Annotated in this window: 9 protein-coding genes and 2 riboswitches; of the genes, 5 read left to right on the top strand and 4 right to left on the bottom strand. The window is 63.4% G+C overall.

Annotation, left to right across the window (positions count from 1 at the left end):
- The first annotated feature begins 78 nt into the window (after positions 1-78).
- Positions 79-1,293 (top strand): NADP-dependent isocitrate dehydrogenase, encoded by a 1,215-nt coding sequence (locus V1278_RS16795; protein WP_334381586.1) that lies wholly within the window; start codon positions 79-81, stop codon positions 1,291-1,293.
- 49 nt (positions 1,294-1,342) lie between these two features.
- Positions 1,343-1,849: a DUF3455 domain-containing protein gene (locus V1278_RS16790; RefSeq protein ID WP_334363648.1), complete on the top strand. Its 507-nt coding sequence runs from the start codon at positions 1,343-1,345 to the stop codon at positions 1,847-1,849.
- A gap of 150 nt (positions 1,850-1,999) precedes the next feature.
- Here the strand turns inward: V1278_RS16790 and V1278_RS16785 are convergent, their stop codons facing one another.
- From V1278_RS16785 to alaS, 3 genes are all read right to left on the bottom strand, one after another.
- Complete coding sequence (locus V1278_RS16785) at positions 2,000-2,674, bottom strand: DUF2270 domain-containing protein (RefSeq protein WP_334381585.1); 675 nt, start codon at positions 2,672-2,674, stop codon at positions 2,000-2,002.
- Between the two features lie 274 nt (positions 2,675-2,948).
- Complete coding sequence (locus V1278_RS16780) at positions 2,949-3,272, bottom strand: septal ring lytic transglycosylase RlpA family protein (protein WP_334363650.1); 324 nt, start codon at positions 3,270-3,272, stop codon at positions 2,949-2,951.
- Positions 3,273-4,095: 823 nt separating this feature from the next.
- Positions 4,096-6,768: an alanine--tRNA ligase gene (gene alaS / locus V1278_RS16775; protein ID WP_334381584.1), complete on the bottom strand. Its 2,673-nt coding sequence runs from the start codon at positions 6,766-6,768 to the stop codon at positions 4,096-4,098.
- 214 nt (positions 6,769-6,982) lie between these two features.
- Positions 6,983-7,073: riboswitch (glycine riboswitch) on the top strand.
- 3 nt (positions 7,074-7,076) lie between these two features.
- Positions 7,077-7,155, top strand: a riboswitch (glycine riboswitch).
- A gap of 55 nt (positions 7,156-7,210) precedes the next feature.
- Between alaS and gcvT the strand changes: the two genes are divergently transcribed.
- Genes gcvT through gcvP form a run of 3 tightly spaced genes read left to right on the top strand, consistent with a single transcriptional unit; the run spans position 7,211 to position 11,649 of the window.
- Positions 7,211-8,356 (top strand): glycine cleavage system aminomethyltransferase GcvT, encoded by a 1,146-nt coding sequence (gene gcvT / locus V1278_RS16770; protein WP_334381583.1) that lies wholly within the window; start codon positions 7,211-7,213, stop codon positions 8,354-8,356.
- Positions 8,357-8,383: 27 nt separating this feature from the next.
- The gene (gene gcvH / locus V1278_RS16765; protein ID WP_334381582.1) at positions 8,384-8,749 is read left to right on the top strand and encodes a glycine cleavage system protein GcvH; all 366 of its coding nucleotides are present in this window, start codon (positions 8,384-8,386) and stop codon (positions 8,747-8,749) included.
- A gap of 11 nt (positions 8,750-8,760) precedes the next feature.
- Entirely contained in the window at positions 8,761-11,649 is a 2,889-nt protein-coding gene (gcvP, locus tag V1278_RS16760; RefSeq protein WP_334381581.1) for an aminomethyl-transferring glycine dehydrogenase, read from the top strand.
- A 238-nt stretch (positions 11,650-11,887) separates the two neighbouring features.
- Here gcvP and recA read toward each other — a convergent pair whose 3' ends face one another.
- Positions 11,888-12,979, bottom strand: coding sequence for a recombinase RecA (recA, locus tag V1278_RS16755; RefSeq protein ID WP_334381580.1), 1,092 nt, complete (start codon positions 12,977-12,979; stop codon positions 11,888-11,890).
- Positions 12,980-14,074 lie beyond the last annotated feature (1,095 nt).

Raw genomic sequence — 14,074 nt, 5'->3', positions numbered from 1 at the left:
TTGCGGTGCTATAGCCCCGCCTATAATCACCCACCCCGCCCCAAATGCGCGGTTTTCCGAGAAAAGGCCCCCTCCATCATGGCAAAAATCAAGGTGACCAACCCCGTCGTCGAACTCGATGGCGACGAGATGACCCGGATCATCTGGCAGTACATCAAGGACAAGCTGATCACCCCGTTCCTCGATGTCGAACTGCTCTATTTTGACCTCGGAATGGAGTACCGCGACCAGACCAACGACCAGGTCACGATCGACGCCGCCAACGCCATCAAGAAGGTCGGCGTCGGAGTCAAATGCGCCACCATCACCCCTGATGAAGCCCGGGTGAAGGAATTCGGCCTGAAGGAGATGTGGAAGTCGCCGAACGGCACCATCCGCAACATCCTGGGCGGCGTGATCTTTCGCGAGCCGATCATCTGCAAGAACGTGCCGCGCCTGGTTCCCGGCTGGACCAAGCCGATCATCATCGGCCGCCACGCCTATGGCGACCAGTACCGCGCCACCGACATCAAGTTCCCGGGCAAGGGCACGCTGTCGATGAAATTCGTCGGCGAGGACGGCACCGTCATCGAAAGGGAAGTGTTCAAGACCCCGGGCGCCGGCGTCGCGATGGAAATGTACAATCTCGACGATTCCATCATCGACTTCGCCCGCGCCTCCTTCAACTACGGCCTGCTGCGCGGCTACCCGGTCTACCTCTCGACCAAGAACACGATTCTCAAGGTCTATGACGGCCGCTTCAAGGACATCTTCCAGGACATCTACGACCGCGAGTTCAAGAAGGAATTCGAGGCCAAGCGGCTGACCTACGAACACCGCCTGATCGACGACATGGTCGCCTCCGCCCTGAAATGGTCCGGCGGCTACGTCTGGGCCTGCAAGAACTACGATGGCGACGTGCAGTCGGATACGGTCGCGCAGGGCTACGGCTCGCTCGGCCTGATGACCTCGGTGCTGCTGACGCCCGACGGCAAGACGGTGGAAGCCGAAGCCGCGCACGGCACGGTGACCCGGCACTACCGCGAGCATCAGAAGGGCAAGGAGACCTCGACCAATTCGATCGCGTCTATCTTCGCCTGGACCCGTGGCCTCGCCCACCGCGCCAAGCTCGACAACAACCCGCAGCTCGCAAAATTCGCCGACACGCTGGAAAAGGTCTGCGTTGCGACCGTCGAGGAAGGCTACATGACCAAGGACCTCGCGCTGCTGGTCGGCGCCGACCAGCGCTGGCTGTCCACGACCGGTTTCCTCGACAAGGTTGCTGCGAATCTCGAGAAGGCGATGGCGGCATAATCGGCTGACGATGGTGTTGGTCCTTCGGGGCCAACACCATGGATTTGCGATGCCGATTGTCCGAAACACCGCTCTCGCTCTGCTTTTGTCATCGGCGACGCTTTTGAGCGTGCATGCCCAGACACCTCTTCCCGACGCCGTCGCGGCGTCGGGAGAAAAAACCGTGCTCACCCTCCACGCCGAGGGCGCGCAGGTCTACGAATGCAAGGCCGCCGCCGACGGCAAGCTCGCCTGGGCGTTCCGCGAGCCAATCGCAACTCTGCTGCTCGACGGCAAGACCGTCGGCCGGCACTACGCCGGTCCGAACTGGGAGCACATCGATTCCAGCGCCGTCGTCGGCAAGGCCGCGGGCAACGCCCCCGGCGCGACGCCGGACGATATTCCCTGGCTGAAGCTGGAAGTGACGTCCGGCCGCGGCACCGGCATTCTCTCCGGCGTCACCACGGTGCAGCGGATCAACACCTCGGGCGGCAAGCTCGAAGGCGCCTGCGACAAGGCCGGCAGCTATCGCAACGTGCCCTACTCCGCGGACTACGTATTCCTGCGCAAGGGGTGAACGCTTCTCCGCCGGAGCCGGCGTAGACCTTTCCACGTCATTGCGAGCGAAGCGAAGCAATCCATTTCGCCACAAGCGGAGACATGGATTGCTTCATCGCTAGTGGTCCTCGCAATGACGTGGCGCGACCAAGCTCGCGGCCATCGCCTCCTAACCCATCGCCACCTTGTCGCCGCCGTGCTCGCGTTGGTCGAGCCACATCGTGCCGAGCGCAAACGCCAGCCAGCCGAAATTGTAGACAAGGCCAATTATCAGAACGACCCAGCCGGGAATCGGTCCGACTGCGGCGCGATCGACAAATTCCGCGAGGGTTGACGCGGGCGTCGGATGGATTGCGATCTTGCCGTAATAGGCAATCACCTGGACGGCGAGAATCCAGACGTAGTTGCGACGCAGCCGCCGTCCCGCCGCGCGGACAAATGAAATGTGGTGGCGGGGCGCGGTGTAGTCGTGGCCGAGTATCACCTGCCAGCTATTATCGCGGGCTTCGCCGGTGAAGATCGGCGCGTAGAAATTTGTCTCCATCCATCGAGCTCGGGCGCGCCAGACATTGAAGTACCGATAACGTCGCGCCTCCATGCCGAGAAACACGGCAATGAGCAGGCCTACGAGCAGGAGTGGCAGCGGTGAAGCTTCCGGACTCGAAAACGTCGTCGACAGGGCGATGCCCATTGTGACGATCGCCCAGTTGGTCGTGTTGTCTAGCCGCGTTCTCCAGATTGTCGAACGGTATACTTCGCCCCGGTAGAGATGAGCGATGGCGCCCATTTCGGCAGAATTGAAGCTGTGTTGGCGCTGTGTTTCGCTGGAAGCCGTAACAGACATGGCGGGACTCCGGTTGTCCGAACCGCGGATCACCGGCGTTGACCGGGAGCGTCCACATCATCAACGCCGATGAACCTATCCGGAATTGTGACGTCGCAACTATGCTCGCCCCGAGGCCAAATTGCCAGCAACAGGTCGAGCAATAGAACGGTGCGCCGCAGTATCGCGGCCTAGCGTCCGCATTGGGTTGCGTGCGTGACTACAATGACGACGACATCGCGCAACCCGACAGGGCGCTGCTCACGGCGCAACTTCCCACTTGTGCTCGTCTACCTCAGCGGAGAGAAACTATCGTAGTCCCGGCCATGCCAAGTACACGCGCGGCCCCGGTGGACAGGTCTATGCATCGTCCCTTCACGAACGGACCACGGTCATTTATCCGGACGGTGACGCTTCGTCCGGTGGAATGTGAGGTGACTGTGACGTTAGAGCCGAATGGTCTGGCGCGATGCGCTGCGGTCATCGCATTTGGATTCATCCGCTCTCCCGATGCGGTTCGGCCGCCGCCGTAGCCATAGCGCGAAGCAATGCAGGTTTCGGCAAATACAGGCGCAGATAGACAGCTAAGCGCCAAGGCGGCGCATACCGGGCGGATCATCGTCAGCCTTCCAGGACCGAGGGCTCAATGGGCCAACTGCCAACTTTTCGCGGGCCTCTGAGTTCCAGCAAGCGCGTCAGAATGACGAAAGCGGCACAGCATCGTTGCGGTAACAGGATCGTCTAAGCGCGTGATGCGCCCGGACAATCGGCGCCCTACCGCTTGGCCCCGAGATACGTCGTCCATACAGCGCTGGCTAAGGTCTGTGATGTTTTGCGAGCGCATGCCTTTTCGACTTCGGCAACGATCGAAGACACACTTATTCTCGGCTGTGACTGGCCACTCGCCGCGGCAACGTAATTGAGTCCCGTCCAGAAACCGTGAATCCAGACAGTCCCCTCCAACACATGCTCTTCCGTTGACCGCCAGTGAGCGCAACTCATGCTGCCTGCTCCGACCATGTCGACTGAAACCTTGGCATCCTGCGCTGACGCTGTGCAGACCGACGCGCCGAGGACGATCGACGCAAATAGAGATGGCCTTATCATCCACCAGGTCATGCTGGCACCTCTCGCTCGAACGCCCAAAGTCGGCTGTCGCGTAAGTCCAGCGATCGGGTTGGTTACCGGAATGCCGCTACCAACGATGCCCGCAAGGTCCCGGCACCATCGAGGGTTCGATCAACGTGGATTCCTGCAGCATCACCAGGAATTAGGCTGCAGCGTGACAAATGCAGATGGCGTTAGCCCATTCTGCTGTTCCGCTTGTAGGCGGGATGGCTGGCGCCTGCTCAGCAAGTTGATCCATCATCAGCCATTGCATCGCAGCGACTGCGCTGGCGATCGCGGCCAAGGCGCCTATGATTGCACGCCTCGGCTTGCCCCTAAGCTCCCGCCATCGCCTGCTCGATCGCCGAGAGCGCCGCATTAGCCTTGGCGCCATCGGGCCCGCCGGCCTGCGCCATGTCGGGCCGGCCGCCGCCGCCCTTGCCGCCGAGCGCTTCCGAGCCCTTGCGCACCAGTTCGACCGCATTGAATCGCGCGGTGAGATCGGCGGTGACGCCAACGACGATGCCGGCTTTGCCGTCCTCGGTGACGCCGACGATCGCGACGACGCCGGAGCCGATCTGCTTCTTGCCGTCGTCGACCAGGCTCTTCAGATCCTTGGTCTCGACGCCCTCGACCGCGCGCGCCAGCAGCTTGACGCCGCCGGCTTCGCGCACGCCGCCCGCTGCCGCGCCGTTGCCGGCGCCGCCGCCCATCGCGAGCTTCTTGCGCGCATCCGAAAGATCGCGCTCGAGCTTCTTGCGCTCTTCCATCAGCGCCGCGATGCGCGAGGGCATGTCGTCGACACTGGTGCGCAGCTCGAACGCCGCCGTCTTCGCGATCGCCATCGTATCATTGGCGTGCTTGCGGGCGTGACGTCCGGTCAGCGCCTCGATACGCCGTACCCCTGAGGCCACCGCGCTTTCGCCGGTCACCGAGATCAGTCCGATGTCGCCGGTGCGGCGCACATGGGTGCCGCCGCACAGTTCGACGGACCAGCCGAGCGCGTTCTGGCCGTGGGCGCGGGCCTGCTTGCCCATCGAAACCACGCGAACCTCGTCGCCGTATTTCTCGCCGAACAGGGCGCGCGCGCCGGCTTCGCGGGCGTCGTCGACCGCCATCAGCCGTGTCGTGACCTCGTCGTTTTCGAGCACCACCTCGTTGGCAATGTCCTCGACGCGCGCGAGCTCTTCCGCCGTGATCGGCTTTGGATGCACGAAGTCGAAGCGCAGACGATCGGGCGCCACCAGCGAGCCGCGCTGGGCGATGTGATCGCCGAGCACCTGGCGCAGCGCCTCGTGCAGCAGGTGCGTCGCCGAATGATGGGCGCGGATTGACGACCGGCGCGCATGATCGACCTCGAGCTGCAGCGCGGTGCCTACCTTCAGCGTGCCCTGCTCCACCGTGCCCAGATGCACGAACAGATCGCCCGCCTTCTTCTGCGTGTCGGTAACGCGGAACTTGACGCCCTCGCCCGTCAGAAGGCCGATGTCGCCGACCTGGCCGCCGGACTCCGCATAAAACGGCGTCTGGTTCAAAACGATCGCGCCGGTCTCGCCCGGCTTCAAGCTGTCGGCATCCTTGCCGTCCTTGACCAGCGCGGTCACCACGCCCTCGGCGCTTTCGGTGTCGTAGCCGAGGAATTCGGTGGCACCGAGCTTTTCGCGCAAGGGGAACCAGATGGCTTCGCTGGCAGTATCGCCCGACCCAGCCCACGATGCGCGCGCCTTCACGCGCTGCCTATCCATGGCGTCCGAAAACGCCGCCTGATCGACGCTGATGCCGCGCGACTTCAGCGCGTCCTGCGTCAGGTCGAGCGGGAAGCCGTAGGTGTCGTACAGCGTGAACGCGGTGTCGCCGTCGAACATGTCGCCCTTCTTCAGGCCGGCGCTCTTCTCGTCGAGGATCGCAAGGCCCCGCTCCAGCGTCTTGCGGAAGCGGGTCTCTTCCAGCCGCAGCGTTTCCTCGATCAGCGTTTCGGCGCGCACCAGATCCGGATAGGCCTGGCCCATCTCGCGCACCAGCGCCCACACCAGACGATGCATCAGCGGCTCGCGCGCGCCGAGGAGCTGCGCGTGGCGCATCGCGCGGCGCATGATCCGGCGCAGCACATAGCCGCGGCCCTCATTCGACGGTAGCACGCCGTCGGCCACGAGGAAGGCTGAAGAGCGCAGGTGATCCGCGATGACCCGGAACGACGCGACGTTCTTCTCGTCCGGTCCATGCCCGAGCGCCGAAGCGGCGGCATCGATCAAATGACGGAAAAGATCGGTCTCGAAGACGCTGTCGACGCCCTGCAGGATGCAGGCCATGCGCTCCAGCCCCATGCCGGTGTCGATCGAGGGGCGCGGCAGCGCGACGCGCTCGTCCTTCGTCACCTGCTCGAACTGCATGAAAACCAGGTTCCAGAATTCAAGGAAGCGATCGCCGTCCTCTTCCGGGCTGCCCGGAGGCCCGCCCCAGATATGCTCGCCGCGGTCGATGAATATCTCGGAGCACGGACCGCACGGGCCGGTATCTCCCATCGCCCAGAAATTGTCCGAAGTCGCGATCCGGATGATGCGGTCGTCCGAGAAGCCGGCGATGTTCTTCCAGTGGCGCGCCGCCTCCTCGTCGTCGTGGTAGACGGTGACGAGCAGCTTGTCCTTCTTCAGCCCGAACTCCTTTGTGATCAGGTTCCAGGCGAGCTCGATCGCACGCTCCTTGAAATAGTCGCCGAACGAGAAATTGCCGAGCATCTCAAAGAATGTGAGATGCCGCGCGGTGTAACCGACATTGTCGAGGTCGTTGTGCTTGCCGCCGGCGCGCACGCATTTTTGCGAGGTGGTGGCGCGCTGGTAGCCACGCTTCTCGACGCCGGTGAAGACGTTCTTGAACTGCACCATGCCGGCATTGGTGAACATCAAGGTCGGGTCGTTACGTGGCACGAGCGGCGACGACGGCACGATCTCGTGGCCGTTCTCCGCAAAGAAGTCCAAAAATTTCGACCTGATCTCGTTGACGCCGCTCATGTTCATCCAATCGGAAAAAAGGGCCGGGTCAGGCTACAACCAGCCTTTAACCTTCCGGCGGAACGCTTTTAGACAAGGCGGCCTGCGGTGTCCAGAAACTGTCCAGGCGGATCATAGGCTTGCCGCAGCACACAAGATGGGCGCGCAAGTCCCGTTGATAATGCTGCGGCTGCGTTGACAGGCTTGGCAGGGCTGTGTTTCCCTCTTATCTGTAAGACGTCACGTCGGGAGAGATCGGCTTAAGCGCCGGCGCCGAAGGAGCAACCGCCCCGGAAACTCTCAGGCAAACGGACCGCGTGACGAAATAGCATCTGGAAAGAGACGCCGGGCGGCATGCGCCCAGGGCGTCCGCCGACGGGATAATACTCTCAGGCACAGCGACAGATGGGGCTTTCTTTGGGTTTTTGGAGACTGGTCTCCGGAACCCATGAGGGCCTTGACGATGCTGGCAAGCGACAAATCCCCCCTTAGACGCACCCCGTTGCACGGGCTCCATGTGGCGCGCGGCGGCAAGATGGTTCCGTTCGCAGGCTATGAGATGCCGGTGCAATTCCCGGCCGGGGTCCTGAAGGAACATCTGCATACGCGAAGCGCCGCCGGCCTGTTCGACGTCTCGCATATGGGCCAGCTCGCGCTGCGGGCGAAATCCGGCAAGGTGGAGGACGCGGCGCTGGCGCTGGAGCGGCTGGTGCCGCAGGACATCTTGGCTGTTGCGCCGGGTCGGCAGCGCTACGCCCAGTTCACCAATAGCGACGGCGGCATTCTCGACGACCTGATGGTGGCGAATTTCGGCGATCACCTGTTTCTGGTCGTCAACGCCGCCTGCAAGGCCGAGGACGAAGCGCATCTGCGCGCGCATCTCTCCGATACCTGCGTCATCGATTCGCTGCCAGACCGCGCGCTGATCGCGCTGCAGGGACCGAAGGCGGAATCAGCGCTGGCGAAACTTTGTGCAGACGTGACTGCAATGCGGTTCATGGATACCGGGCCGCGCAAGGTGGCGGGCTTCGACTGCTTCGTCTCCCGCTCCGGCTATACCGGCGAGGACGGTTTTGAGATTTCGGTGCCGGCCGAACAGGCCGAGGCGCTGGTGACGCTACTCCTGGACAATCCGGACGTGCAGCCGATCGGATTGGGCGCGCGCGACAGCCTGCGGCTGGAAGCCGGGCTTTGCCTCTACGGCCACGACCTCGACACCACGACGACGCCGGTCGAAGGCGCGCTGGAATGGTCGGTGCAGAAAAGCCGTCGCAGCGGCGCCGCCCGCGCCGGCGGCTTTCCGGGCGCAGAAAAAATCCTCTCACAGTTTGAAAAAGGCGCATCGCGTCGCCGCGTTGGCTTGCGCGCGCAAGGCCGCGCGCCGGTGCGCGAAGGCGCGCTGCTTTTCGCAGATAGCGCTTCCAGCGAGCAAGTCGGCAAGGTCACCTCGGGCGGCTTCGGCCCGAGCCTCAATGCGCCGGTTGCGATGGGCTATCTGCCGACATCGCTCTCCGCCAACGGGACGTTAGTTTTCGCCGAAGTGCGCGGCCAGCGCCTGCCGCTGCAGGTCGCAGCCATGCCATTCGTTCCCAACACCTACAAACGCTGAACCTGCAAACGCCAAAGGGAAGTTTTCATGACGACGCTGTTCACATCCGACCACGAATGGCTCCGCATCGAGGGCGATGTCGCCACCATCGGCGTCACCGACTATGCGCAATCGCAGCTCGGCGACGTCGTGTTCGTTGAATTGCCGAAAGTCGGCCGCGCCCTGAAGAAGGCCGAAGCCGCCGCCGTCGTGGAGTCGGTGAAAGCCGCTTCCGATGTCTACGCGCCGATCTCGGGCGAAGTGATCGAGGTCAACGAGGCGCTCGCCGCCGAACCCGCGCTGGTGAATTCCGACGCCGGCGGCAAGGCCTGGTTCTTCAAGCTGAAGATCGCAGACAAGAGCGAACTCGGCGGCCTGATGGATGAGGCCGCCTACGAGGCACACACGGCCTAAGGAAGGACGTCATGAACGCGCCGCTCAAGACCACCGCCGCAGCCGCCACCGATTTCGTGCGCCGGCATATCGGCCCCTCGCCCCGCGACATCAGTGCGATGCTGGAGAGCGTCGGCGCGAACAGCCTCGCCGAGCTGATGGGCCAGACGCTGCCCTCCTCGATCCGGCAGAAGGAGCCGCTCGATCTCGGCACCGCCTTGAGCGAAACCGAGGCGCTTTCGCATATGCGCGAGCTCGCCGCGCAGAACCAGGTGTTCACCTCGCTGATCGGCCAAGGCTATTCCGGCACCATTCTGCCCACGGTGATCCAGCGCAATGTTTTGGAGAACCCGGCCTGGTACACGGCCTATACGCCCTATCAGCCGGAAATCAGCCAGGGGCGGCTGGAAGCGCTGTTCAACTTCCAGACCATCATCTGCGACCTCACCGGCCTCGACGTCGCCAATGCCTCGCTGCTCGATGAAGGTACTGCCGCGGCGGAGGCGATGGCGCTCGCCGAACGCGCCTCGCAAGTGAAGACAAAATCGTTCTTCGTCGATGCGGAAGTGCATCCGCAGACGCTCGCGGTGCTGCGTACCCGTGCCGAGCCGCTGGGCTGGAATCTGATCGTCGGCGATCCGCTAGCCGATCTCGAAGGCGCCAATGTGTTCGGTGGCCTGCTGCAATATCCGGGAACGACGGGCGCGGTGCGCGACCTCCGGCCGGCGATCTCGGCGTTGCGTGCGAAGGGCGCGCTCGCCGTCGTCGCGGCCGATCTTCTGGCGCTGACGCTGATCGCCTCGCCCGGCGAGCTTGGCGCTGACATCGCGATTGGATCGGCGCAGCGGTTCGGCGTGCCGATGGGCTATGGCGGCCCGCACGCGGCCTACATGGCGGTTCGCGACGCGCTAAAACGTTCGCTGCCCGGCCGCATCGTCGGGCTGTCGGTGGATTCGCGGGGGCAGCCCGCCTATCGACTGGCGCTGCAGACCCGCGAGCAGCACATCCGCCGCGAAAAGGCCACCTCCAACATCTGCACCGCGCAGGTGCTGCTGGCGGTGATCGCTTCGATGTACGCGGTCTATCACGGTCCCGAAGGGCTGACGCATATCGCGCGCACCGTGCACCGCCGCGCGGCGGCGCTGGCAGCGGGGCTGACAAAACTCGGCTATGCGCCGGCGTCACCGGCGTTCTTCGATACGATCACCGTCGCCGCGGGCGCGAAGCAGAGTGAAATCGTTGCGCGCGCGCTCGCCGAGAAGATCAATCTGCGCATCGGTGACGGCACGCTCGGCATCGCCGTGGACGAAACGACCACGCCTGCGACTGTGGAAGCGGTGTGGCGCGCCTTCGGCGGCAAGCTGTCCTACGCGGATGTCGAGTTGGGCGCGCGCGAAACGCTGCCCGCCGAATTGAAGCGCGACAGCGCCTTCCTTGTCCATCCCGTGTTCCACACCCACCGCTCCGAGACGGAGCTGCTGCGCTACATGCGCAAGCTCTCAGATCGCGACCTCGCGCTCGACCGCGCCATGATCCCGCTCGGCTCCTGCACCATGAAGCTGAACGCGACCACGGAAATGATCCCGCTGACCTGGCCCGAGTTCGGCTCGCTCCATCCGTTCGCCCCGCGCGAACAGGCGGCCGGCTATCACGCGCTGTTTGCGCGGCTGGAAAAATGGCTGTGCGACATCACCGGCTATGACGCGATCTCGCTGCAGCCAAATTCCGGCGCGCAGGGCGAATATGCCGGGCTGCTCGCGATCCGCGCCTATCATGCCGCGCGCGGCGAGCCGCACCGCAAGGTCTGCCTGATCCCCTCTTCCGCGCACGGCACCAATCCGGCGTCTGCCCACATGGCCGGCATGGAAGTGGTGGTGACGGCCTGCGACGCGCGCGGCGATGTCGATGTCGAGGACCTCCGCGCCAAGGCGGAGAAGCATTCCAAGAATCTTGCCGCCGTGATGATCACCTATCCCTCGACGCATGGCGTGTTCGAGGAGCACATCACCGAGATCTGCGACATCGTGCACAGCCATGGCGGCCAGGTCTATCTCGACGGCGCCAACATGAACGCGCAGGTCGGTCTCTCCCGCCCCGGCGATTACGGCGCCGACGTCTCGCATCTCAATCTGCACAAGACCTTCTGCATTCCCCATGGCGGCGGCGGGCCGGGCATGGGCCCGATCGGCGTCAAGGCTCATCTTGCGCCCTATCTGCCAAGTCATCCTTCAAATTGCCACCCCGCAACCGATGGCGCGGCGCCGCATCCCATCGGCCCCGTGTCGGCGGCGCCGTTCGGCTCGGCATCGATCCTGACCATCTCCTACATCTATATCCTGATGATGGGAGGCGAAGGCCTGACGCGCGCCACCGAAATGGCGATCCTCAACGCCAACTACATCGCCAGCCGGCTCGACCCGCATTTCCCGGTGCTCTACAAGAACGCCAAGGGACGCGTCGCGCATGAATGCATCGTCGATCCCCGCCCGCTGAAGACGACGAGCGGCGTCACCGTCGATGACATAGCAAAGCGCCTGATCGACTACGGCTTCCACGCGCCGACCATGAGTTTTCCGGTGCCGGGCACGCTGATGATCGAGCCGACCGAATCGGAATCGAAGGCGGAGCTGGACCGGTTCTGCGACGCGATGATTGCGATCCGAAGCGAGATCACGGAGATCGAGATCGGCCGCTGGAAGGTCGAAGCCTCGCCCTTGCGTCACGCCCCGCACACCGTGCACGACATTGTCGATGATGCATGGAACCGCCCCTACAGCCGCGCCACGGGTTGTTTCCCCGATGGCATCTCGCGCACCGACAAATATTGGAGCCCGGTCGGTCGCGTCGACAACGTCTATGGCGACCGCAATCTGGTGTGCTCATGCCCGCCGGTTGAGGATTACGCGCAAGCCGCGGAGTGAGGCTCATGTCCCGGACGCGGTGCAGCGCGCTAGCGCTGCTCCGCAGAGCCGGGACCCACACACGCGCAAAACGGATAGACCCGGATCAGCAGCGCACTGCGCCGCTCGAGAAGCGTCGCGCTGCGCAGCATCCGGGGAACGCAAAAAACAAAACGGGCACTGAGGACGTCGGCAACTCAACGTCCGCAGCACCCGTCCGTCACGTTTCAGGCCTCAACCCCTGAAGCGTTTCTGAAGCTTATTCGTCGTCCGCCGGCTCCTCGCCGTCGGCGTCGCGCTCGGCGGGACCGGCCAAGATCTGCTCGGCGATCAGGCCGGAGTTCTGGCGGATCGCCGTCTCGATCTTGGCGACCATGTCGGGATTGGCCTTGAGGAAGGCTTTTGCGTTCTCGCGCCCCTGGCCGAGCCGCTGGCTGTCATAGGAGAACCAGGCGCCGGACTTTTCGACGATGCCGGCCTTGACGCCAAGGTCGAGGATCTCGCCCATCTTGGAGACGCCCTCGCCATACATGATGTCGAATTCGACCTGCTTGAACGGCGGCGCCAGCTTGTTCTTCACCACCTTGACGCGGGTGGTGTTGCCGACGACTTCGTCGCGCTCCTTGATGGCGCCGATGCGGCGGATGTCGAGACGGACGGAGGCGTAAAATTTCAGCGCGTTGCCGCCGGTGGTGGTTTCCGGCGAGCCGTACATCACGCCGATCTTCATGCGGATCTGGTTGATGAAGATCACCATGGTGTTGGACTTGTTGATCGAGGCGGTGAGCTTGCGCAGCGCCTGGCTCATCAGCCGCGCCTGCAACCCCGGCAGCGCATCGCCCATCTCGCCCTCGAGTTCGGCCTTCGGCACCAGGGCCGCCACCGAATCGACCACCAGCACGTCGATCGCGCCGGAGCGCACCAGCGTGTCGCAGATTTCCAGCGCCTGCTCGCCGGTGTCGGGCTGCGAGATCAGGAGCTCGTCGATGTTGACGCCGAGCTTGCGCGCATAGACCGGATCGAGCGCGTGTTCGGCGTCAATGAAGGCGCAGATGCCGCCCTTCTTCTGTCCTTCCGCCACCGTGTGCAGCGCCAGCGTGGTCTTGCCGGACGATTCCGGCCCGTAGATTTCGACCACCCGCCCCTTCGGCAACCCGCCGACGCCAAGCGCAATGTCGAGGCCGAGCGAGCCCGAGGACACCGTCTCGACGTCCATCGAACGGTCGTTCTTGCCCAGCTTCATCACCGAGCCCTTGCCGAACTGGCGCTCGATCTGGGAGAGCGCGGCAGACAGGGCCTTGGTCTTATCCATGGAGGATCCTTCAACGATACGCAGGGCAGTGGCGGACATAATACGTGCTCCTTATGGCGGGGATTCGCGAGCGGGACAAACGGCGGTGAGCAGCTTTTGGGATTCGATTTCGTCTAGGAACCCTTGTACCATCTTTGTTCTATGTTCGCAATATGTTCTTTTCACCGCGCCACGCAGGTACTGGCCTATTTCCGGCCAGTACTCAGGCCCTTGATCACGAAAACAGAAAGACCCCGATCAGCAAACCTGCTGCAAATGCCCAGAGGCCTAATGTGCAAGCCGAGACAAGGCGGACGAGATTACGAAGGTCCTGCGGGACCTCATGGGATTGGTCCGTCATTGCAGCCGTCCCCCCTGAGCAGCAATTGGCTGGGGTCGTCCTTTTTTATGGACGGGCGGCATCCCGGCCGCCTAGGCACGCATTAAACCCCAACTCCGGTGCCGTCTGTCTGGCTTCCGACATTGGTGGTTTTCGGTGGCCTGATTTGAATTGGCGAGTGGCCTAATTCGGCCAGTACCGCCGCAGGATCCTGTCCGTATTTGACCCTCACGCCTAAGTTGATTTTGGGAGTGTCCTCGTTTGCCGTAACATCTCCAGCGCGAGCGGCTCATGAGCGCACTCACCACACTTGCCATCTACCTCGGACCCTTCGTCGCGCTTGGGATCGTCACAAGGCTTCTAATGAAGCGAAGGGCGGTTGACCTCACTGACGTTCGATCGCAGGCCGGGCCGAACCGGAGACCACGCAAGGTGTTCCTTCTCGGAGGATGGCGGACTGAAGATTGAGGCCACCTCTGTTCTGCAGGCCCAAGTCCCTCGGCCTCGCGCAAATTGAAAGGGCCGCCTTTCGGCGGCCCCCAGCCGGTACAAATTGGTTCGGGATGAAAAGCAGCCCCGGCGACATCAAGCATAGAATTTTCCACACGCACTTTTGGAGTCCGTAACACCACGGTGTTTCCGATTCCGAAACTCAGGAATATCCGACCCAGCTCCCGGTGCGCCCTGACGAAGATAGCCGCTCCCCGCGCCTCGCCTTTCGCTGCCCGGACGGTCCCCCCAACTACGCAAACATACGGAGGTGACCCGGCGCCCAGCCTCTGCCTATCTCTCGCCAATGACGGGCCGACACATTC

The sequence above is a fragment of the Bradyrhizobium sp. AZCC 1577 genome (genome assembly GCF_036924575.1).
Lineage (GTDB): Bacteria > Pseudomonadota > Alphaproteobacteria > Rhizobiales > Xanthobacteraceae > Bradyrhizobium.
This window is presented reverse-complemented; position numbering and strand designations above follow the sequence as displayed.

Bases quoted from the DNA above. Each gene is read 5' to 3' on its own strand.
- V1278_RS16780 (WP_334363650.1), bottom strand. From the start codon at position 3,272: ATGATCCGCCCGGTATGCGCCGCCTTGGCGCTTAGCTGTCTATCTGCG.
- V1278_RS16795 (WP_334381586.1), top strand. From the start codon at position 79: ATGGCAAAAATCAAGGTGACCAACCCCGTCGTCGAACTCGATGGCGAC.
- V1278_RS16785 (WP_334381585.1), bottom strand. From the start codon at position 2,674: ATGTCTGTTACGGCTTCCAGCGAAACACAGCGCCAACACAGCTTCAAT.
- alaS (WP_334381584.1), bottom strand. From the start codon at position 6,768: ATGAGCGGCGTCAACGAGATCAGGTCGAAATTTTTGGACTTCTTTGCG.
- gcvT (WP_334381583.1), top strand. From the start codon at position 7,211: ATGCTGGCAAGCGACAAATCCCCCCTTAGACGCACCCCGTTGCACGGG.
- V1278_RS16790 (WP_334363648.1), top strand. From the start codon at position 1,343: ATGCCGATTGTCCGAAACACCGCTCTCGCTCTGCTTTTGTCATCGGCG.
- gcvH (WP_334381582.1), top strand. From the start codon at position 8,384: ATGACGACGCTGTTCACATCCGACCACGAATGGCTCCGCATCGAGGGC.
- recA (WP_334381580.1), bottom strand. From the start codon at position 12,979: ATGTCCGCCACTGCCCTGCGTATCGTTGAAGGATCCTCCATGGATAAG.
- gcvP (WP_334381581.1), top strand. From the start codon at position 8,761: ATGAACGCGCCGCTCAAGACCACCGCCGCAGCCGCCACCGATTTCGTG.